Source organism: Glaciecola sp. XM2, assembly GCF_018595715.1.
Taxonomy (GTDB): domain Bacteria; phylum Pseudomonadota; class Gammaproteobacteria; order Enterobacterales; family Alteromonadaceae; genus Glaciecola.
Genome location: NZ_JAHEOJ010000025.1, coordinates 279001 through 300644 on the forward strand (window position 1 = coordinate 279001; position 21644 = coordinate 300644).

General features: G+C 45.5%; 15 protein-coding genes. 9 read left to right on the forward strand and 6 right to left on the reverse strand.

Annotated features, from left to right (window positions below):
* Positions 1–18 precede the first annotated feature (18 nt).
* The 3 genes from KJ365_RS13300 to KJ365_RS13310 all read right to left on the reverse strand — a co-directional run bounded on the left by KJ365_RS13300 (position 19) and on the right by KJ365_RS13310 (position 5110).
* Positions 19–945, reverse strand: a complete 927-nt coding sequence (locus tag KJ365_RS13300) for an alpha-E domain-containing protein (RefSeq protein ID WP_250884220.1) — start codon at positions 943–945, stop codon at positions 19–21.
* A complete protein-coding gene (locus KJ365_RS13305; RefSeq protein ID WP_214452153.1) occupies positions 942–2399 on the reverse strand; it encodes a circularly permuted type 2 ATP-grasp protein in 1458 nt (485 codons plus the stop codon). The genes KJ365_RS13300 and KJ365_RS13305 overlap by 4 nt, the downstream gene beginning before the upstream one ends.
* A 239-nt stretch (positions 2400–2638) precedes the next feature.
* Positions 2639–5110, reverse strand: coding sequence for a DUF305 domain-containing protein (locus KJ365_RS13310; protein ID WP_214452154.1), 2472 nt, complete (start codon positions 5108–5110; stop codon positions 2639–2641).
* Positions 5111–5419: 309 nt separating this feature from the next.
* Between KJ365_RS13310 and KJ365_RS13315 the strand changes: the two genes are divergently transcribed.
* Together KJ365_RS13315 and KJ365_RS13320 are read left to right on the forward strand one after the other, a co-directional pair.
* Positions 5420–5572: a hypothetical protein gene (locus tag KJ365_RS13315; protein WP_214452155.1), complete on the forward strand. Its 153-nt coding sequence runs from the start codon at positions 5420–5422 to the stop codon at positions 5570–5572.
* Between the two features lie 110 nt (positions 5573–5682).
* Positions 5683–6519, forward strand: a complete 837-nt coding sequence (locus tag KJ365_RS13320; protein ID WP_214452156.1) for a LysR family transcriptional regulator — start codon at positions 5683–5685, stop codon at positions 6517–6519.
* A 33-nt stretch (positions 6520–6552) separates the two neighbouring features.
* On the opposite strand, the gene KJ365_RS13325 is transcribed toward KJ365_RS13320, so the two are convergent.
* Entirely contained in the window at positions 6553–6780 is a 228-nt protein-coding gene (locus tag KJ365_RS13325; protein WP_214452157.1) for a hypothetical protein, read from the reverse strand.
* Positions 6781–7050: 270 nt separating this feature from the next.
* On the opposite strand from KJ365_RS13325, the gene KJ365_RS13330 reads away from it, so the two are divergent.
* The 4 genes from KJ365_RS13330 (at position 7051) to KJ365_RS13345 (ending at position 13141) form a co-directional block, all read left to right on the forward strand.
* Positions 7051–8025, forward strand: coding sequence for a LysR family transcriptional regulator (locus tag KJ365_RS13330; protein WP_214452158.1), 975 nt, complete (start codon positions 7051–7053; stop codon positions 8023–8025).
* A gap of 608 nt (positions 8026–8633) precedes the next feature.
* The gene (locus tag KJ365_RS13335; RefSeq protein WP_214452159.1) at positions 8634–9812 is read left to right on the forward strand and encodes a hypothetical protein; all 1179 of its coding nucleotides are present in this window, start codon (positions 8634–8636) and stop codon (positions 9810–9812) included.
* Entirely contained in the window at positions 9809–10978 is a 1170-nt protein-coding gene (gene nagA / locus KJ365_RS13340; protein WP_214452160.1) for an N-acetylglucosamine-6-phosphate deacetylase, read from the forward strand. The genes KJ365_RS13335 and nagA overlap by 4 nt, the downstream gene beginning before the upstream one ends.
* A gap of 138 nt (positions 10979–11116) precedes the next feature.
* On the forward strand, positions 11117–13141 hold the full coding sequence (locus KJ365_RS13345) for an NADPH-dependent 2,4-dienoyl-CoA reductase (RefSeq protein ID WP_214452161.1): 2025 nt from the start codon (positions 11117–11119) through the stop codon (positions 13139–13141).
* Between the two features lie 147 nt (positions 13142–13288).
* Here the strand turns inward: KJ365_RS13345 and KJ365_RS13350 are convergent, their stop codons facing one another.
* The gene (locus KJ365_RS13350; protein ID WP_214452162.1) at positions 13289–15817 is read right to left on the reverse strand and encodes an EAL domain-containing protein; all 2529 of its coding nucleotides are present in this window, start codon (positions 15815–15817) and stop codon (positions 13289–13291) included.
* 453 nt (positions 15818–16270) lie between these two features.
* Here KJ365_RS13350 and KJ365_RS13355 point away from each other — a divergent pair, with 453 nt between their 5' ends.
* The 3 genes from KJ365_RS13355 to KJ365_RS13365 are packed head-to-tail and all read left to right on the forward strand — an operon-like array spanning position 16271 to position 20244.
* On the forward strand, positions 16271–16843 hold the full coding sequence (locus tag KJ365_RS13355; protein WP_214452163.1) for an ECF-type sigma factor: 573 nt from the start codon (positions 16271–16273) through the stop codon (positions 16841–16843).
* A gap of 1 nt (position 16844) precedes the next feature.
* A complete protein-coding gene (locus KJ365_RS13360) occupies positions 16845–19514 on the forward strand; it encodes a serine/threonine-protein kinase (RefSeq protein ID WP_214452164.1) in 2670 nt (889 codons plus the stop codon).
* Complete coding sequence (locus KJ365_RS13365; RefSeq protein WP_214452165.1) at positions 19498–20244, forward strand: PP2C family protein-serine/threonine phosphatase; 747 nt, start codon at positions 19498–19500, stop codon at positions 20242–20244. Before KJ365_RS13360 ends, KJ365_RS13365 begins: the two co-directional genes overlap by 17 nt.
* Here the strand turns inward: KJ365_RS13365 and KJ365_RS13370 are convergent.
* The gene (locus KJ365_RS13370) at positions 20227–21558 is read right to left on the reverse strand and encodes an NCS2 family permease (RefSeq protein ID WP_214452166.1); all 1332 of its coding nucleotides are present in this window, start codon (positions 21556–21558) and stop codon (positions 20227–20229) included. The two genes, KJ365_RS13365 and KJ365_RS13370, sit on opposite strands and share 18 nt — an antisense overlap.
* Positions 21559–21644 lie beyond the last annotated feature (86 nt).

The following is a 21644-nucleotide window of genomic DNA, read 5'->3' on the forward strand; positions in this document are numbered from 1 at the left end:
TACGCTTACATAGGTACATTAGAAATAGCTGTCATACAGTTTAGTATCTATTTCAATTAAACCTAGCTGAATATCATCAATAAACTCATGTAACTTTTCTTGCACCAGCTTTGCCGGTCTTGCGTTCATCAAGTAATTACGTAGCTGACGCGTTTTATCGATGGCCGATTTATTATTCGGCAGTTGCGATAACGAGTATTCCACTTGCTCTAGTGCATGCAACAAGGAGCGCGGAAAACGTGACTCAAGCAGCAAAAACTCAAGTACATCCTCGCGAGTGATGCGCATTCTAACTTGACGCCTGTACATCTGATAGGCCGACATCGATTTGAGCACGCTCATCCATTGTATATTGCTAAATGCAGAAGAATCATCGTCTATATTAGTTAGCAGCGACGCTGAGCGCACATCGATAATGCGTGTAGACATATCCGCGCGCTCTAAATTTCGGCCAATACGCAAAAAGTCATAGCCATCATCATGGGTCATAGTGCCGCTGAACAATCCAGTAATCGATTGGTTTGCCTGAATGATTTTTCTCAAAAAATCATACCGGCTGCGACGCGTAAAAACGTCTGCCTTATTGTCCGTCACAAACCAGTACAGCTCATTGAGCTGCTCCCATGCTTCTTGTGGCAAAATTTCTTTGACCGTTCGCGCATTTTCACGCGCGGCATCTAATGCGCTCATGATAGAGCCAGGATTATTTTCATCCACTACCATGAAACGAATAACGCTTTTTTCATCTGCGTTATCGTACCTTTCGTAAAACATAGTGCGAAAAGACAAGATATCGACGATGGGCTCCCAACCTAATTTTACTCGGGTGGGCAAGTCCAGCAATAGATGCGAATTCACATTGATTAAACGAGCCGTGTTCTCTGCTCGCTCTAAATACCTCGCCAGCCAATACAAGTTGTTTGCGACTCTGGATAACATGCTCATTGATCGTCCTCCATATCCACAATCCATGTATCTTTACTGCCACCGCCTTGAGAGGAATTTACGACCATTGAACCTTTGGTCATGGCAACACGTGTCAAACCACCCATGGTCACATTGATTTCTTTACTGCTTAAGATAAAGGGCCTTAAATCTAGATGTCTTGGCTCTACTTTCGTCCCCACCATGGTCGGCGCGGTCGATAGCATCAGCATAGGCTGGGCTACGTAGTTACGAGGATCGCTTTTGATTAATTTACGAAATTTTTCATGCTCGCTTTTTGTCGCATGTGGGCCAATTAACATGCCGTATCCACCCGACTCATTGGCGGGTTTAACTACCATATCTGCAATGTTTTCGAGCACATATTCGCGCTCTTTTTTGTTGTTGCATTTATAGGTGGGCACATTAGGCAGAATGGCTTCTTCTTGTAAGTAATATTCAATGATTTTAGGTACATAGGCATACACGACTTTATCATCAGCCACGCCCGATCCAGGCGCATTAGCAAGGCCAACGTTCCCGGCCTTCCACGCGCGAATAAGACCCGGTACACCTAACATCGAATCGGGGTGAAATGCCTCAGGATCAACAAACCAATCATCCACCCGACGATAAATCACATCAACTCTGGTTAAGCCATTAATAGTACGCATATATACGCAATCATCATCTTGCACCACCAAATCGCTGCCCACGACTAACTCAGCGCCCATTTGCTGCGCCAAGTACGCATGCTCAAAATAGGCTGAGTTATAAATGCCCGGGGTAAGCACCACAATTTCTGGCTCTTCAATTTTGCGAGGGGAAATATCGGCAAGCATGTTATAAAGCTGCGATGGGTAATCATCTACCGGCATGATGCTGTATTTGGCAAACATTTCAGGGAAGACGCGTTTCATTACATGTCGGTTTTCAAGCATGTAAGATACACCAGAAGGCACACGTAAGTTATCTTCTAATACATATACCGTGCCCTGGTTATCACGAACGAGATCAGAACCGCAAATATGCGCCCAAACCCCGTACGGCGGGCTAAAACCCTGGCATTCTGGTAAAAAATTCTTTGATTTTTTAAGTAAGCTGGCCGGTACAATGCCATCTTTAATGATACGTTGGTCGTTGTATAAATCGTCAATAAACATATTCAGCGCTTTAACACGCTGCTTCAGTCCATTATCAATCACGTCCCACTCTTTTTTATCAATCAATCGCGGAATAATGTCAAAGGGCCAAGCACGGTCAACAGAGCCTTCTTCATCATTGTATACACGAAAAGTAATGCCCATGACGTGAATAGCAGAATCTGCTGCGGCCTTTAATTCATTGACCTCTTTGTCGGTGAGTCCTTTTAGGTATTCACATAACTGATGAGCATAGTCTCGTGGCTTTCCGGCTGCACGGATAAGTTCATCGTGCAGATTTTTGACTTTGTAATTACCCCATCTAATTGCCATATACGCCCTTAGTATTCGCGATTGAAATCTATATATACCATATCAGGCATGAATGAAAATATCATTGGGTTAAGAAAAACGCTATATGTGCGCGCATTTATCTATCGGTATGTCACAAACTCTCAATGGTGAGCCTGTGAGCAAATCGCTGAACCTTGCTAACTAATGTATCGCGCAAAAAAATGGCATTAGAAAAGCGCCCAAGGTTTACCATGGGCGCTTGATTTTCAATGGAGCAACTAACGAATACGCTTTGCAATATCCTCTAGGGTGTCACGTAAACCTTTAACACGTTTGAGTGCATTATGGTCGGTGTTATTTGCTTTTAGGGACTTGGCTAACTTCGCTAAGTCTCTAGAGAAACCACGATCAGTTTCACCACTGTTGAGCATGGTTTGTGCAGCGTCCATCATTTGTTTAACCTGCTCGTGCACCGACGTGTCTAAACCACCATCACGTGCAAACTGGTCAAGATAAGCTAAGGCAACCACCGGTTCAGCAGGCCAAGTCACTTGGAACTGCTGCTGCGGGTTAAAGGTGTCGCCCATATCAGCAATTAATGCAGCTGCCAGTTCATTTTCAGTCAAAAACTCACTGGTTTGAAGCTCCATCACATCGAGACCACGGATAATTTCAGTGCCGTAAATCTTGCCGTTATACCAATACGTTGACCAATATCCGCCAATCACCATACGCTCGTCATGGATAGGGCCGCGATCAAAGAAGGCAATTTCTTGAGGATTACTGGTATCGGTAAAATCAATCACCGACACACCACCTTGATACCATGCTTGAACAAAAATATCGCGCCCAGGTACCGGCACCGCAGAGCCATTATGTGCAACACAGTTTTCTTGCTCAGATTGTGGCGCGCCTATTTTGTAGTAGCTTTCAAAGCTCAGCTCACCATCTTCGATGGAGTAAAAAGCGTTAGCGCCCCAGTTCATTGGATCAGATGCACGGCAGCGTGGTTGAGTACCGCCGCCCCACTCATCTGTAAACACCACTTTCGTGCCGTCGTTATTAAACGTAGCCGAATGCCAATACGCAAAGCCTGGATCTGATACATCATCAATACGTTTGGGTTTTAACGGGTTGGAAATATCTAACAGAATACCATTACCTGAGCAGGCTCCCGCAGCAAGTTCTAAATCTGGGAATACGGTAATATCATGGCATTGATCAGTGCGGCGCGTACTTTGCGTGCCATCACCATGATCGCCACCTTGCCATAACCCGGCAACACGTCCTTCTTCGTCAGCAAATACCGCTGGGCTGGATGTTATTCTTGCCTTAGCGGGATCTTTTACAGGAATTTCAATGACGTCAATACGAAACAGCGCGGTACGCTCATCCCCTGGCACATTGCCAATACAGCCGGCTAACTCTTCTTCATCTCTTACGCCCGCGGTACCTGAATTGTAAACAACGATAGTTTTATCGTCGGCAGATACAATAGAGTGTGTGTGCGAGCCACGACAAGTTTGCACAAGTCCAACTTGCTTTGGTAAGCTCAAATCTGAGATATCAAAAATTCTTAAGCCACGAAAACGCTCATCACTCACATCGTCACTGACGCCTTGCAGGCCACAATCGATGCGACCGCGGGTCTGCTCAACAGACATAATCAGTAAATCGCCTACTATCGACACGTCACCCTGTCCACCTGGGCAAACAATCGAGCTGTTGAGCTGTGGTACACCTTCTGAATCTAATTTGTAAACGTTGAAACCGTGATAGTTACCAGCCACTAATACATCGCCCGAAAATGCGATATCAGTATTCCAGAAGCTCAATAAAGGCCAGCGCTCGCCCCACTCAGTTTTTACATCACCGTCATCATCACCGCGCTGGGCAACTTCCTCGCCTGTCTCTTCGGCTTCTGCTGTCGTCTCTTCATCGATTGCTTCTGGCTCTTGTGCTGGTTTAATAGGAGGCAGATTAGATGGGTTTTCAGGGTCAAAGAATCCATTTGGACGGCCTTGCGTGTTGACCAAACGCATGTTCATCGACGCTTCTCCCGCATCTCTTAGCCCTGCGCTCAAACCTACTCTCGGATCCGTCGAAAGGCCGGTAAGCAAACCATTCATGCGGGTAATTTCAGTCTGCTGGTCGTTAACAATATCGTTAACAAAATCATACAGAATCGGGTCATAAGCAGAGCCCGACTGATCTAGTAAATTCTCCGCCATACGCACCGCGCCCTCATGATGGGGGATCATAAGCGTTAAGAATTGACGGTCAAATTCAGTGCCTTCAGCGAGCGCTAGCTCAGCCATTTGCGCAGTAGTGGCCATGCCCATATGGTTATGGTCCATGTGCATACCCTGAGGAATATCAGCATTTTCACCACGTGATTCTAGCCAGTCTTGCATAAACGCAATTTCGTCTGCTTGTGACTTGCGGATACGCCCCGCAATTTCAATAATATCTTTATTGTTGGTGCGGTCTTCTACCAAAACCGCCATGTCCACTGCTTGACCATGATGCGGAATCATATTTTGCATGAACATCACATCGTCGCGGGTGTAGCTAGTATCTGCGATTTTCACCGCATCTTGGGCGGTTAGGGTTTTAGACGCCTGCCCGGGTGCTCCGGGCTGCACGATAGGTACTTCTTGAGCATTTGCAAGGCCCGTCGCAGCCGCGCTGACACTGAGCAAGGTAACCAAACTAAGGGTTTGGCATCTGTCTAATACAGATGTTTTCATAGGGGGAACTCCGTTTGTCGTTATTATTGTTTGTTTTGTTAGCAGACTATGCGTATTTACTTTGCATGTAAAGTCACAGTGCTTTTAGCACTCACCATAAATCTTTTACAAAGAATACCCTTTACTACGCATCTTTTTAAGTTCTCGATTTTTGTTGTGCGCAAGCACGATGCTCCCACGTCAAATAGTTTTTGTTTTCATATAAAAAATAATTTGATTGTTTTATTGCCAAAATCCTCGATATTAGAAGATGCCGGAGATATACCTTCGAGCAATCACAATATCCTCAGTATGTTTGAGAACAGGACCATGAGTAAAGATTTTCGCTTTAATAAAAAAGACTACGGCTTTGACGATGAACCAGCTTACGCCACTTCAAGCAATAAGCAGCAAAAAGGCAAAAAGGCCAGCAACCTGCCGAAACCAAAGTCAAGCTTCGAACGTTTCGATAAACGCGCGTAATACCAAAAAGCAGCGCGTCATCAAGCGCGCTGCTTTTCATGTTTATTTTGCTTGCACTTAACGTCACAAGCATGAATGATGCGGTCATATAACCGCATTAGGGGTGAATTGTGGACATTAGGTTTCTAAGCACGTTTTTAGAAGTTTCAAAAACGCGACATTTTGGCAAAGCTGCTGAGAATCTGTATTTAACGCCAGCTGCCGTCAGCGCTCGCATCAAACACCTCGAAGAATCCTTCAACACACTGTTATTCACCCGCGTTAGGAACGGGATCCAGTTAACCCCTGCAGGTGAATCATTAGTACCCTACGCCTTGAGTATTGAAAATACCTTAAAGCAAGCACGACTGGCTTTAGCACAAGAGGACGTTGCGTTTATCGCATGTGGTCTAAGCGCAAACTCATCAGAAGTGATACACGGCGAATTACGCGATGCCTTAACCACCCGACTCCCAAACGCCTCAGTGAAACTTGAAATATTAAGTGGAGAGCAGCTATCGCGGCAGTTACATGAGCGCACCATTGAAGTCGCATTTACTCACGAGCCTTTAAAGTCTTCAGATATTGAGAATATTTTACTGAGAACAGAGCCCTTGAAGCTTTTTTCTGATACACCTCATACGCAAAGTGTCACGCCAGAAAACTACTTGCATGTTGAATGGTGCACCGAAGCCTCATTAAGTTTTTTTAGTCATTACCCACAGGCCAAGACGGCACACTTTCGCACGAATTCGGTAAGCATGGCGCTTAAACAAATGAGGGCTAAAGGCGGGATAGTGATGTTACCTGAACGACTTGCGAGCACGCTCGACATTGCGCTACTTGAAGAGCAATCAGAAATGGTGTCACCACCGGTTTTAAAAACATACATGGTATGCATGAAGGAAGGTCGCCACCCCTTGCTAGATGAGTTAATTCATCAGTTAGGGCTCGCCTTTAATGAGTAAGCGTCGCAATTGCTCACGACGCTTCACTAGCCGTTATTCAGGGAGTTTGGTAATGGCTTGAAAACCTTCTAACTCTAGCTCTTCGTTCACGCATGCTAGCAAGAACTCAGGCAAAGGTTTACCATCAGTACCCTCGCTCTCAGCGATATCTTCACAGAACTGTTTAAGATCTAAAATCAATTCAAGATCGGCAACAGGCTTATCATCCGCTATAGCGGTAAATGCTAATCCTATTATCATCGCACCAATTAAACGTTTCATATTATGCATCCATAGGTTATGACAGACGCGCAACATAACGCCAACTTATTGCTTTGAACAGCAAATATATTTCATCGTCAGGTCAATAAATATCTAATGATAAATCACCTAATAAATAGCACCGCCACTTATGACTAAACGCCCTTGTGCAGCATGAGGCGTGACGTTGACCGCTATTTAAAATATAAACATGTTTATATGAACGCACACGTTACATTTTTAAATATGATGTATTAGGATAGTGTGGACGATAGATACTGAGGAATGAAGATGCGCCCGCACGAATTAAATTTACTGATAATATTTGACGCGATTATGACCGAGGGAAGCATTAGCCGAGCCGCTGACAGGCTCTCCATGACCCAACCGGCCGTATCGAACGCAGTGAGTCGCATGCGAGTGGCGTGGAAAGATGAACTGTTTGTGAAAGCGGGGCGCAACATAAAACCGACACTAAAAGCAGAAAATATGTGGGCACAAGTTAAGCAGCCTATCAGCGATTTGAGCGGCTTTATTAGACCTAGTGATTTTACGCCTGCTACCGCACAACGCACTTTTCGTATCGCGTTAGCCGATATAGTGGCGCAAATGTTAATGGTTCCTTTGCGCAAACGCATCGAAGCGCTCGCTCCGGGAATTAATATCCATCTTGTGCCCTACACCATTGTTAACACGGTGGAAGTCCTAGAATCTGCCAACGTTGACTTAGTAATTGGGGCGGCGAGCTTGACGCCTGGCTCGGTGCGATCAGAGTTTTTATTTCAACCTACTTATGCATGCGCCATGAGAAAAGGGCACACCTTGGCAAAAAAAAATATCACGTTAGAGGAATTTGCGGCAGCCGACCATTTGTTAGTGTCACTTTCAGGTGATACCTTTGGCTTTACCGATGAAGTGCTCGCACAACAAGGTTTGACTCGCCGTATTGCGGCAACCGTCAATCAATTCTCGTTGCTCGGGCCGATGCTAGAGCAGAGCAACTTAATTGCGGTAGCGCCTCTTGGAGCCATAAGTAAGGATCTGCAAGAAGGTCGCATCACAGCAACCCATTCGCCGGTCAAAATCCCCCCCACTACCGCCAATATGTATTGGCACAAGCGCCAAGACAAAGACCCCGGCCTTATGTGGTTAAAAGAGCAAACAAAAGAGATTATTGTTGCCTCTGACCAAGAAAGTATTCACAAAGCGCTACCCTTCTTTTGTCAGGCAGACCCAACTGAAGGGGTCGATGGCGCTCACATCTAATGCTTTAGTAGATGTGACTGTCCAATACCATCTCTGGCTGTTGTACAATTGATATAGCAAAGCTCATCGCATTCATATTGCCTCTTGCGCACGCTGACCAAATCCGACTTTTACAATGGAATAAAAGTGCGGCGCTGAACGAGACCCTTCTAACGATTGCGTAGTAGGAAAATACATCGAATCATAGGCCGATAGCTGCGCATAGCCTTACCCCGACAACAACAATAAAGCACCTAGCAACGACACTGAAAAAAACCTATAAACCATAAAATTTCGCCTAATGAATGACCTTGCTAACAAGACAGGCGTTAAGTAGGAAAACTTTCAGTATCGTTTTTTGTATTCATTTAGCAAAGACTAACAAATGAAGAACGATTGTTCTTTATTATCGCTTTGACGCACTGTATCTTCCCTAAAATTACCATTTAAAAGGCCTCTCAAGCAGAGTCAATGTGCTAGTAAAGGTACTTTTTTGTCATTATCGTTCATTGCAATTCATGCAATGCTTGAGTATAAGTAATCAAGGATTACGCCCCTAAGCAATTGGCACAAATATTCGGCTATAGCCTTGCAGCTGCGCATCTAACATTATCGAGGGAGCAAACACGTTGTCGGAAAATCAAGAACAAAGCCCACCGGCAGACCAAAAGCAAATTGAACATGTAGATGATGCTGAATTTACACCATCGTCGCCTTCACTTATGCAAAAGCTAAAAGCGTGGCGCGGCACTTGGCGTTCAAGCTGGTCAAAACTCCATACAAATCAAATCATCTATGTCATTGCCCTGGTTTTATATTTTATGGTCGATTACGACGAAGCGAACCCTTCCATGGATTTTTGGATTGTTGGTACTTTAGCCCTTATTGGCATGACGCGAGAGTTATGGGCGATTTTCATCAAAGTATGGGAATCCACCTTTGGGCGATTGGTGATGTTAGTCACCTATGCAGCTATTGCCAATTTTACGCTGGCCTTAGCGTCGCAAAAAGTAAACATGGTCATTCAGGCCGACCCTACCTTTCTTTATCACACCCAAGCGCTAACTACATTGTTAATGCTGCCGCTGTGGTTGATGATGTTTAGCATTATTGCCATGGTGACGATTTTTGGATTGGTCAATGTCGGTAAGCTGCTTGTAAGCTTTTTGCGCCTTATTAGATTAGTGGGAAAAAGTGTAAAGGTAAAAGAAGCCTTTCCTACTGCATTTGTAGTTATTCGACTCATACTGCTAGCGCCGGTTATCATGACGATTACTGCATCTATTGATTGGTATAGTAGTCAATTTAATATGAACGAAGTCGATGGCTTTGGCATCAATATTACCTTCCCCGATGAAACGCAGATAAAAATAGCTCAACTAGGTCTAAGTGAAATTGAAACTCAACTTGCGCGCACTGATTTAGCAGATGAAGACCGCCAAGAGTTACTTAACGCAAAGGCCGTATTGACTGAACAGTTAAATGCGAAGTTAAACAACGAAAGCATGCCATCGGTCGCACCAAATGAAGATTTGGAAAATGGGTTCACTATTGAACTGGCTAGCGGGCAGGCAAAACAAGAAGACGAAGTCGCAGAGGCGGTTGAAGATAGCACTTACTTCTTTGACTCCATGATTGCCTCGTTTGTATATAACTTTGAGGCCTTTAAATACTCTCACTGTAACAACACACCTGAACAACGAGTGGTGTTTATCACCGAAGATGAAGTCCTTATAGTGCAAAAAGATAAAAATAGCCCCAATGGCTTTGCTTTTAGCACCCGTCCATGTGAGCCAGCGGCACCGTGAAAACATTTTTTGCAACGCAGTTATTTGATGGCCACGCCCTGAGCGACAACATGCATATCCAAGTGCTAGATGGATACATTACCGCCATCAAGCCAGCGAGCGAAAGTGACGCGCCGGCGGATGTTGAGCTCAACGGTCTGGTAAGCGCTGGTTTTGTTGATGTTCAGGTAAATGGTGGCGGTGGAGCGCTATTTAACGACCATCCTGATCACAACACGCTTAAAACCATGGTGAAAGGACATACCCGCTATGGCACAACCGCCATGCTACCTACCCTGATTACCGACAGCCATGCAAAGATGGAGCAAGCCGCCAACGCCGTAGCCCAAGCTATCTCGCAAGATACACCGGGGATTGCTGGAATTCACTTTGAAGGGCCGTATTTAAGCCAAGGCAAAAAAGGCATTCACCCAGCGAAGCATGTAAGGCCGATTAAAGATAGTGAACTGTCTATCATCACGCGCAAAGACATGGGCAGTGTGTTGCTCACCCTGGCACCCGAAAATGTCAGCCCAGATGTGATTGCTGACTTGGTCAAGCAAGGCATAGTAGTGTCACTGGGGCACTCAAATGCTGATATCGATACCGTACTTGCGGCCATTGAGGCGGGAGCGCATTGTTTTACCCATCTATTTAATGCCATGTCGGGCTTAAGCGCACGCTCACCAGGCATGATTTCAGCGGCCTTGAGTGAAAATAGTGTAAGCGCCGGCCTTATTGTCGATTTTCATCATGTGCATAAACAAAACTGCAAGCTCGCCTACCAATGCCTTGGCCCCGACCGTCTGATGCTAGTCACAGATTCAATGGCGCATACGGGTAGCGATTTGCAGATCTTGAAATGGCAAAAGTCTTTGATCACGCGACAAGGTGACAAACTCACGCTGGAAGACGGCAGTATTGCCGGCTCTTGTATTGATATGGCAACGTCTGTGAGAAACATGCATCAAGTCATTTCTTCTAGCCATGAGAGTTCTACACAAGCGATTTGCGATGCCTTGAAGATGGCTAGCGCAACGCCCGCTCGTGTGGCAAAACTAGCTGATCGCGGCACGCTTTCGGTGGGAGCGCGCGCCGACTTTGTTGTGCTCACAGATACTTTTGAGGTACAAACTTGCTGGATAGGCGGCGCCCAAGTTTACAGCGAGAATGACTCAAATAAGTAGCGCAAAGCAACATCGTTGCGCTACTTTTGTGCTAGTGTTTATACTTAACCGTAAAGGTCATATCTCTTCTATTTGTTTTGAATGATGCAGTTAAGCCCGAATCGATTGGGGCGCGATGCATTCAACTAGGTTAAAACTATGTCAGCGACAGCATTTGAAAACTTACTCCGTCCACTCGATTTAGGCTTTACGACCATTAAAAATCGAACTCTGATGGGGTCAATGCACCTCGGTTTAGAAGAAGAAAAAGGTGGGTTTGACAAGCTCGCTGCTTTTTATGCCGCCAGAGCACGCGGTGGTGTAGGTTTAATTGTGACCGGCGGCATTGCGCCAAACATCGCCGGGTGGGTTGCGCCATTTGCAGGGCGCATGAGCAATGCTCGCCATGCTAAAAAACATCGCGTGATCACCGAAGCGGTGCATGCAGAGGGCGGCAAAATTTGCATGCAAATTCTGCATTCCGGTCGCTACGGCTATCATCCTTTGGCGGTGTCTGCCTCAGATGCCAAATCACCCATTACGCCATTTAAGCCAAAAGCGCTGTCGGCGCGCGGCATTCGAAATACCATTAAAGACTACGCCGAGTGCGCTAACTATGCCAAAAGCGCTGGTTACGATGGCGTCGAAATTATGGGTTCTGAAGGATACTTAATTAACCAATTTTTTTGCGAGCGTACTAATTTTAGAGACGATGAGTTTGGTGGAAGCCTAGAGAATCGGGCACGTCTTGCAGTTGAAATCGTTGAACAAACCCGAAAGCGCGTTGGTCCAGAGTTCATTATTATCTATCGCTTGTCGATGCTCGACTTGGTGGAAGGCGGCGCGCCATGGGATGAAGTGGTATACCTAGCCAAAGAAATAGAAAAAGCGGGCGCAACCCTTATCAACACCGGAATAGGGTGGCATGAGGCGAGAGTCCCGACTATCGCAACGTCAGTGCCGCGCGCCGCGTTTACGTGGATTACGCAGCGCATGAAAAGTGAAGTATCTATTCCCCTTATTACCACCAACCGCATTAACACGCCAGAAGTCGCAGAGTCGGTGCTCGCTCAGGGTCATGCTGATATGGTATCGATGGCACGGCCATTTCTAGCCGATGCAGACTTTGTCGCCAAGGCCATGCGTAATGCCTCTGATGAAATTAATACCTGTATTGCATGCAATCAAGCTTGTTTAGATCACGCCTTTGAGCAAAAGCGTGCAAGTTGCCTTGTGAACCCGCAGGCATGTTACGAAACCGAGCTTATTTTTAAAAGTGTCGCTAATCCTAAAAAACTCGCGGTGGTGGGTGCAGGCCCTGCAGGGCTTGCATTTGCAACCTATGCTGCAGGACGCGGTCACAGTGTGCACTTATATGATCAGGCCAGTGAAATTGGTGGGCAGTTCAACTACGCTAAGCAAATTCCTGGCAAAGAAGAGTTTTACGAGACCTTGCGTTACTATCAAAAACAAATTGAGCTTACCGGAGTCAAGCTACACCTAAACACAAAAGTAGATACCTCCGTACTAAGCGACGAGGGATTTGACGAAGTGATTATTGCGACCGGCATCAAGCCTCGTACACCTGCGATAAAAGGTATCGAACACCCAAGCGTTATGAGCTACCTCGACGTACTTCGCGACCACAAGCCTGTTGGTAAGCGCGTTGCCGTCATCGGCGCCGGCGGCATTGGTTTTGATGTGTCGGAATATTTGGTAGAAGATAAACACTTGACCACCAACTTAGACGCTTGGCTTCATCATTGGGGTATTGATAAGGAGTATCAACAGCCTGGCGCGCTGCAAATGAAAGAAGATGTTACCCCAAGCCGAGAGGTATTTTTACTGCAACGCAAAGCCACAAAAGTCGGCAAAGGCCTAGGCAAAACCACCGGCTGGATCCACCGTGCATCACTGCAAAATCATAAAGTACAAATGCTCGCGGGCGTCAGCTATGAAAAAATTGATGACGATGGCTTGCACATCTTGATTGGTAACGAACCAAAAACCTTAAAAGTCGACAACATTGTGATTTGCGCAGGCCAAGAGCCTTTTAAAGAGCTTGCAGACGCTATACAAAGCGCTGGTTTTAAAACCCATATCATAGGCGGCGCTGATGTTGCTGCAGAGCTAGATGCGAAGCGCGCTATAAGGCAAGGGGCTGAGTTGGCAGCTGAGATTTAGTGAGTCAGAAAACAAAAAACCGGCACACGCCGGTTTTTTTAACTAAGCGACGCGTTGCATCAATACAATGAACACGAACAGCTTCATATCTATTTTCTTCGTGAGGCCATTCAGCCTGCAAGAGAGTCAAAACCATCAAGGGGAGCGCTATCCAACCTGCTCAAACTTCCACCCTGGAATAGCTTTGCCATCGATTGGCTTACTAAAGTAATAACCTTGAAAGCTATCACATCCCATCTTTGCGAGCAGTTGGACCTGCTCTTTGGTTTCGGTGCCCTCAGCAACAATGGTAAGAGACTGCTGCTGACCGATCGCAATGATGGTTTTTATGAGTTGGGCTGCGCTGTCTTCATTGATTTTATCTACGAACGATTTATCAATTTTTAGTACGTCTAGGGGAAGCTCACGTAAATAAGAAAGTGAAGAATACCCCGTACCAAAATCGTCTAGCGCAATGGTCACGCCGCCATTTCGCAGAGCTCTAAGGGTTTCTATTGCCCGCTCAACATCGTTTAGCAGCCCGTACTCTGTTATTTCAAGCTCGATGTCGTGTGGCTGTAGACCAAATGCTGTGAGTTGCTCGAAGACAAAATCGGCGAAGTCTCTGCGTAAAAATTGCGCCGCAGAAATGTTGATAGCCACCTTGCAAGCAAAACCCTCGTCTTTCCATTGACAAAGTTGTGCACAAACCGTTTTGATCACCCAGTCGCCCAAGTCTACGATGAGCTCGGTGCGCTCTGCGATTGGAATGAACTCGTCTGGCCTAACATTGCCAAGTTGTGGATGATGCCAACGCAACAATGCTTCTACTGCCAATAAATGCCCGTGTTGGTCGGTTTTTGGTTGATAAGCCATCGAAAGTTGGGCGTCGTCATAAAGTGCCGCGCGCAATTGAGAATCTATGTGCTGGCGCCTTTCAATAAGGTCAAGCAACTGCATCTCAAACATAACTGCAGTGCCGCGTCCTTTTTGTTTTGCCTGTAGCAATGCACTTTCAGCACACTGAATCACATCATACTTTCTGCCTGTTTGCTGCGGAAACATCACCGCGCCGACGCTAAAGTCTACTCGAATGCTTTGGGAATCTACATGAATTGGACGCCTTAAAATCGTACGAATCGATTCCCATTGCTGCTCTAAGAATGCATTTGATTCAGCTTCAGTACGGTAAAATACAGCCGCAAACTCATCTGCACCACTTCGAGCAAAAAATACATTATCGTGTTTATAATGGTTGAGACGCGTGCCAAGCTCTAGTAAAACATGCTCACCCGCATCGTACCCAAAATCTGAATTGATTTGCGTAAAACGGTCTATATCAATAAGCATAAGCAAGGCTTCATACTGGTCTTGTTCTCGTTGACTAAAAGTGTCATTTAACACCTCAAACAAACGTGCTTTGTTTGCCAAACCGGATGCATGATCAACATACGCCATATGACGCAGCTTCTGTTCAACCGCATCTCGCTGAATCTCCGAGCAAGCCCGTGAGGCAAAAATTTTCATCGCTTCTAAAATTTGGTTGTCGAGTTTAAGCGGCTTCACGTCTAACATGACAAGCAACCCAATCAACTCGCCATCAGCAGCAATTAGAGGTGTACCCACATAACCGTCGATATGCATATCTACAAGCATTTCGTCTTTTGGAAACTGACTTTGTACACCTGTACGATAAACACAGGTATCGAAATTAAATACATTCTCACAAGGCGTGTCTTTTAGTGCATATGAGAAGTTGTCTACCTCTACGCCATTGTGAATCACTGCCTTAACGTTCACAATTGCATCATTTGTCTGTGTATCTTTTAATCCAATAAAAATGTAGGCAGCGCCGGTAAGCTCGTACAAACCTTTGAGCATTTGGTAGTAATAATTGTCACGCTGCGAAATATTGGCACCCTTTGCAAGCTCAGAGATAGCGTGCTCTAGTGCTTCAGTTTTAGCATGTAGTTGGTCATAACGAGAGGCCTGATTACGAAATTCATAGGCAGCAAGAGCGCACACTCCTACATTTAATGCGATGAGTGGTAGCACCGCAAGGTAGATAAAATTTAAAATGCCTTCATCAATTAGATAGCTTGCAAAAGACGCCACAAACTGGAACACCAAAACCGCTGCCAATAATATTGCGAGACGTTTATTACCCGTGCGAAAAAAACGTCTTGCAGTAAAAACCATCAATACAAGCACGAAAGCGGACAATACGTGCGCTAGCACTCCTGCTGCAGAGGACGGTCCAGACAACAAACCGATAGACTCTCCATTCCACAGCTCGACCATACGCAACTCGTCAATAGCTGAAAAACGCATGGTATATTCGGAGAAAAAATTGACCAGCACAAGTATAAATGACGCTGCGCCGATAACTGCCGTCCATATATTTAGGTTCGGTAATCTAGCCCAGCGGGCAAAGGCATAAAAGTAAATAGGCCGCAAACATATCACGACATAAGTTTGAAGGTTTAGCCAGTATAGCGCGGTGTCGACGTCGGTGGATAAGTGATAGCGCATTGACATATATTGATAAAGCGCGACAAGCGAAGAGAGGATGGCTAAAACGTTATATTCAGTGCGCTGTTGCCTGATACCGCTAATTAGCACTAGCAGTGCTATTAAACAACTTATCGAAATTGTTGCCGCAAAATATGCGGGTACAAAATAATCTGACAATGTCATATAGGGCGTTTAAACGTTCCATCCACTGAAATTTATAGTGCACAAAACCAAAAATGGTTTATTTGTGCGCGTTTGTGCCTAAAAGGTGCGAAATCAGATGCCTTCAACATTAAACATAACACACTTTACGCCTTGTCGATAGAAACATATCGTACAAAATATAACCGCTTTTCGCTTTCTTTGTTGACACTTGTCATTCAATATTTGTTAACGGCGTATTTGCGCACAACTTGAAAGAAATCCTCACTAAAATGAGGGTATTGAACCCGCGTTTGCGCTTATTATAAAAGAGATCAAATAGCGCGATAAAAATCACACTTTAGTCAAACATTAAATTGCACAAAGTTTCACGAGTCGTTATGATTTTAAATTGTTCGATTTTTATACACCGATATACGCAATGCTTCTTATGGATTGCGACAAACCAAAATCACTCGCAAGGGAGAGCCTCAAATGACATCATTTTCGAGTGAAATCGCTTCATTACCCACAGCGCTTCAGTCAGTCATGCTTGAAGAGCTGCATCGCATTGCCGCTCGCTTCATGCATAGCGAACAACAGGGGCATACTTTGCAAGCCACCGCCTTAGTCAACGAGGCGTACTTAAAACTGGCCGACAAAACCATGCATATCGCTGATAAAAAGCACTTTATTGCGATTGCGGCCCAGCAAATGCGAAGGATTCTCGTAGATCATGCCAGACAAAAACACGCCGATAAACGCGGTGGAAAGCAACAAAAAGTTACTCTTCTCGAACAGCCTGCAGATATACAGCCGGGCATTGGCCACGAACATATTGAACTGATTTATATTGATGAGCTACTCCATCAACTTGCTGCATTTGATCCCCGAGCAGCGCATATTTTTGAACTTAAACTGTTTTCAATGTTAACCCACCCAGAAATTGCTGAAGTATTGGGACTATCGGTCGCGACCATAGAGAGGGATATTCAAGCTGCCAAGGCATGGTTAAAGATACAAATGAAAACAGATGACCTTTCCACAAATAAGAAAAAAGGAATGTGAGATGGACCAGCAAAAGTGGAGTGTGATAAAGGATTTATTTGATCAGGCGCGACAACTTCCCAAAGACCAACAAGAAGTATTTGTGCAGCAACATAGCAACGGCGATACCGACATTATTCATCAGGTCATGGAAATGCTAGATGCCCAACAAAATGAAAGTTATGACCCGTCTCTAACCGACCTAGTGAGTGCATCCGCCACAGATATGATTATGGACGAGGCGATATTGAAACCAGGAGATATGGTTGAACGCTTTGAAGTCATTAAATCTATTGGCGAAGGTGGCATGGGCTCGGTGTTTCTAGGCACGCGAAAACAAGACGACTTTGAGCAATTGGTGGCGATTAAAGTGATTCACCGCAAATATTTAACCGCTCAAAGCCTGCAACGCTTTCGCCGAGAGCGCCAGATCCTAGCATCACTGAATCACAAAAACATTGCCAGTTTCATTGGCGGGGGTGAAACCGAACAAGGGCAACCGTATATCATTCTTGAATATGTCGATGGCATACCTATTACGCAATACTGCCAACAGCATGATTTATCGGTAAGTCAGCGCATCACGCTATTTAAGCAGGTATTAGAAGCGGTCATGTATGCACACCAGAACTTAGTGGTACATCGCGACATTAAACCTAACAATGTGTTGGTCAATACCCAAGGTGAGGTCAAGCTACTGGATTTTGGCATTGCAAAACTCGTCCAAGAAAGTACGCAAAATCCCAATCCAGACTCAGAATTAACCCAAGAATTTGTGCGCGTATTGACCCCTGCCAATGCCTCACCTGAGCAAGTATTAGGCAGCAATATCACCACCCGCTCCGACGTCTATGGTCTAGGCGCTTTATTAATGTATATGCTGACCGACGAAGCCGTATTTGATACTACGGCAAGCTCTCAGCAAAGTATCGAATCGATGATCCTAGAGTTATTGCCCGTTAAACCTAGTGTTAGATGCATGCAGTCTGACAATCAAGCCGTACAAGGCCGAGCAAAACTGCTCAAGGGCGATGTTGACACTATTGTGATGAAAGCGCTGCAAAAAGAGCCTGAACGGCGCTACTCAAGTACAGAGCAACTCATGCAGGATATTGTTAGGCATCAGCAGAACTATCCTATCTCAGCAAAGCCCGATAGTTTTGCTTATCGTGCTAAAAAGTTTGTGCAGCGCAATACGCTGAGCACTGCCTTTGTATCGATTTTTGTCATTGGGCTACTTAGCGCTAGCGCCATCATCTTCCAACAATCATTAACCATCGAGCAAGAGCGAGACACCGCGCTACGACAGGCATTTGTGGCCCAAAAAACCTCTCGATTTATGAGTGATATTTTCAGGCAAGCGGACCCCAACGAAACCGATGGCGGCGTAGTCAGCGTGAAGAGTATTGTGGATAAAGCGGCCGACAACTTACAAGCGCTGGACAGCGACCCACTTATTAAGGCCCAGTTAAACACCACATTAGGGGCTGTTTACAATCAACTCGGTGAATATGAACTTGGAAGCGCTTTGTTAGATAATGCCAATGAATACTTTGCCAAAGCTAAACAAGAAATGTTCAACCCAGAGTATATTTCACTTAAGTATGTGTTAGGCCTCGAAAACGGCAACAGTCTGACTTTTGAGGGGAAATACGACGAAGCGGTTAGTTTACTTACTGAGCTTAATCAAAGCCTTGATAGTGAGAAAGGCGCCAGCCTAAATGATGAGCTAAAAGACTTTTACCACGTGGAGCTGCAATATGGTTTAGGGACTGCATTCTCATATAGTGGTAAGGATGATCAGGCTGCTCCTCATTATCGCAATTCCGTTGACGCAAGCGAACAAATCATTGCCCGTGCAGGGGAATTTGCTAATCAGCTTGAACTTGCGCTTGCTGACCGACTGTTTGGCCTTGGGCATTCGCTGCGCCAAATCGGCGAATTTGCTGAATCAAAAGCGGTGATTATGCGCGGAATTGATCTTGAAAGGTCTATGTATGAGACACCAAGGCTGTCGTTAGGGCATGGACTCAATCAACTCGCTAGTACACTTTTGCAATTAGGAGAGCTTGAGCAAGCCGAAGTTTATGCCAAAGAAGGCTTAGAAATTCGCCGTAGCATTCTAGATTATGGCCATGTGGAGATCATGGCAAGCATTGGCATCCTTACAAACATCTACAGTAAACAAGGCCAATTCGAGCGCAGTCTTGAGATGCGCAAAGAAATGCTTGATATGGTTGAAGTATCGGTTGGCGCAACGCACCCGTATTATTACTCAGTGCAGAGCGCGATTGGTCAACTCTATATGCTCACCGGCGATCTAGACCAAGCCAAAGTTTATCTTGACCAATCATTGCAAGGATTCATCAACCTATTTCCTAATGGGCACCGCTCTATCGCAACGCCGATGGTAAGCCTTGGTGATATTGCTTTGAAAACAGGAGACATTGATACTGCGGTTGCAAAGCTTTCTGAAGCCGTTGGCATTCTAAATGAACAATCTACAGAGCAGTCACAACTGAACGCAAAAGCAAACGCGCTTTATGCAGCGGCGCTATATCGCGATGGTCAAGCTGAGTTGGCGAGCACATATGAGGTTCTTGGCTTAGGCATTATCGAGAGTTTAATAGGAAAAGAAGCAAACGAGTACAACGTGCTATTTAAGCGTATTGAAGATGCCAAATCACAATAGCTATATCGGCGCAGGCATCACCCATCGCGGCACAACCAGGCCGATAAACCAAGATGCGATCTTTATTGATGACAAATCAGGCATTTGGATTGTCGCCGACGGTATGGGTGGGCACAGGGCGGGCGAAGTTGCTTCGAATTGGGTGTGCAAGCATTTACCTCATGAGGTCAAAATCCATCACTGTGCCGGTAAAGAAGCGATTCAAGCGGTCCATCAAAAATTACGCAGCTATGCCCAACAAGAGATTGAATATGAAGGGATGGGCACAACAATGATCATGGCGGTCAAGCAAGGCGACACTATCAACCTCTACTGGAGTGGGGACTGTCGGGCTTACTTGCTTACGTCGAACAATTGTAAGCTATTAAGTAAAGACCACTCTGTGGTGCAAAGGCTGCTCGACCTGAATGTCATTGACCAAGATGAAGCCGCACGCCACCCTCAGCGTAATATTGTTACCTCTTGTATTGGCGGAGATTTAGCCAAACCAGAGATTGACGAAAAAGAGCTGACTCTAGGGGCCCTTGAAACGCTTTTGTTGTGTTCAGATGGGCTATATAAAGCGCTGTCGTTAGACGAAATTCACACTGTCATTAAAGGCGCTAACAGCCTCGAGCAAGGTGCACAAAACTTAGTGAGTCAGGCGAACGCTCATGGCGCTAAAGACAATGTATCTGCGATATTAATTAGCCCTGAAACTCAGGTCACTCATTCACTTCAAACCCAATAAATAGCGAAGCAAAAATACCGCAGCCATCACATAAGTGGCAATGCTGACCTTACTAAACTCACCTTTACCAATACGAAGTCCTGCATAGGTAATGAACCCAAGCGCTATTCCCTCGCTGATACTAAAGGTTAAGGGCATAGCCAGCAGCGCGATGGTGGCAGTGGCGACCGCGGTAAGATCATCAAAGTCGAGATCTTTTATCGCGCTCATCATAAAAATACCCACCATTACCAACGCTGGCGTAGTAGCCATAATGGGGATCACCAGCATCAAGGGCGATAAAAACAAAGCCAACAAGAAACAAATCGCGACTACCACCGCGGTTAAGCCCGTGCGACCACCGGCTGACACTCCAGCCGCCGACTCCACATAGCTAGTAACCGGTGACGTGCCTAGCGCTGCGCCAATCACACCGGCGCTCGCATCGGCGGTCATTGCACGCCCCATTTTTGGAAGCTTGCCTTGTTTATCAAGCAAGTTAGCGCGTTTTGAGACGCCAATCAGCGTGCCGATTGTGTCAAACATATTGACGAACATCAGCGCAAAAATCAGGTCCCACGTCGTCGCAAAGTTAACAATAGGATAATATAAATCCATGGCAAAAAATGTATCCGATATTGGCGGTGGCAGGCCAACTATACCGTCCGGCTGCGCTGTCAAATAACCACTTTCTGTGGGAATAAAGATACCTATCAGGGTTAAAGTGATAATGGATATTAATATCGCTCCGGTAACCTTTTTAAGCACCAATACAATCGTAAACACGATGCCTAAAAATGCTAACAACACCGCTGGCTCAGACATATCGCCCAAAGACACCAATGTCGCTGGGTTAGCCACAATCAAACCGGCATTTTTTAAGCCAATAAACGCAATAAACAATCCAATCCCGCACTGCACACCAATTTTAAGCGAGGCTGGGATGGCGTCTGCGATTTTTTGGCGTAAGCCAGAAATGGTAAGCGCTAAAAACAGCACCCCATTGTAAAACACTATCCCCAATGCCACTTCCCACGGAATTTCTCTGCTTAAGCATATGGTAAAGGCAAAAAATGCGTTTAGCCCCATGCCTGGCGCAAGCGCTATTGGATAATTCGTTAACCAAGCCATCAGCAGCGTTCCTATGCATGCGGCTAAGGCAGTAACGGTAATTAAGCCTGCTACAGGCATGCCGCTTAAGCCTAGAATGCTCGGGTTGACGATTAAAATATATGACATTGCAGCAAAGGTCGTGAAACCAGCGATGATCTCATTTTTCACCGTGCTACCGTGGGCTTGAACCGAAAAGGTTTTGTCTAGAAAACGGCCGAGCATGAAGCTTCCTTTGAATGATGTGTTTGGCGATTAAGTCATCAGGTTATGATGAGGCGCCATGAATGTTTATCGTGTTTTTATTGTGT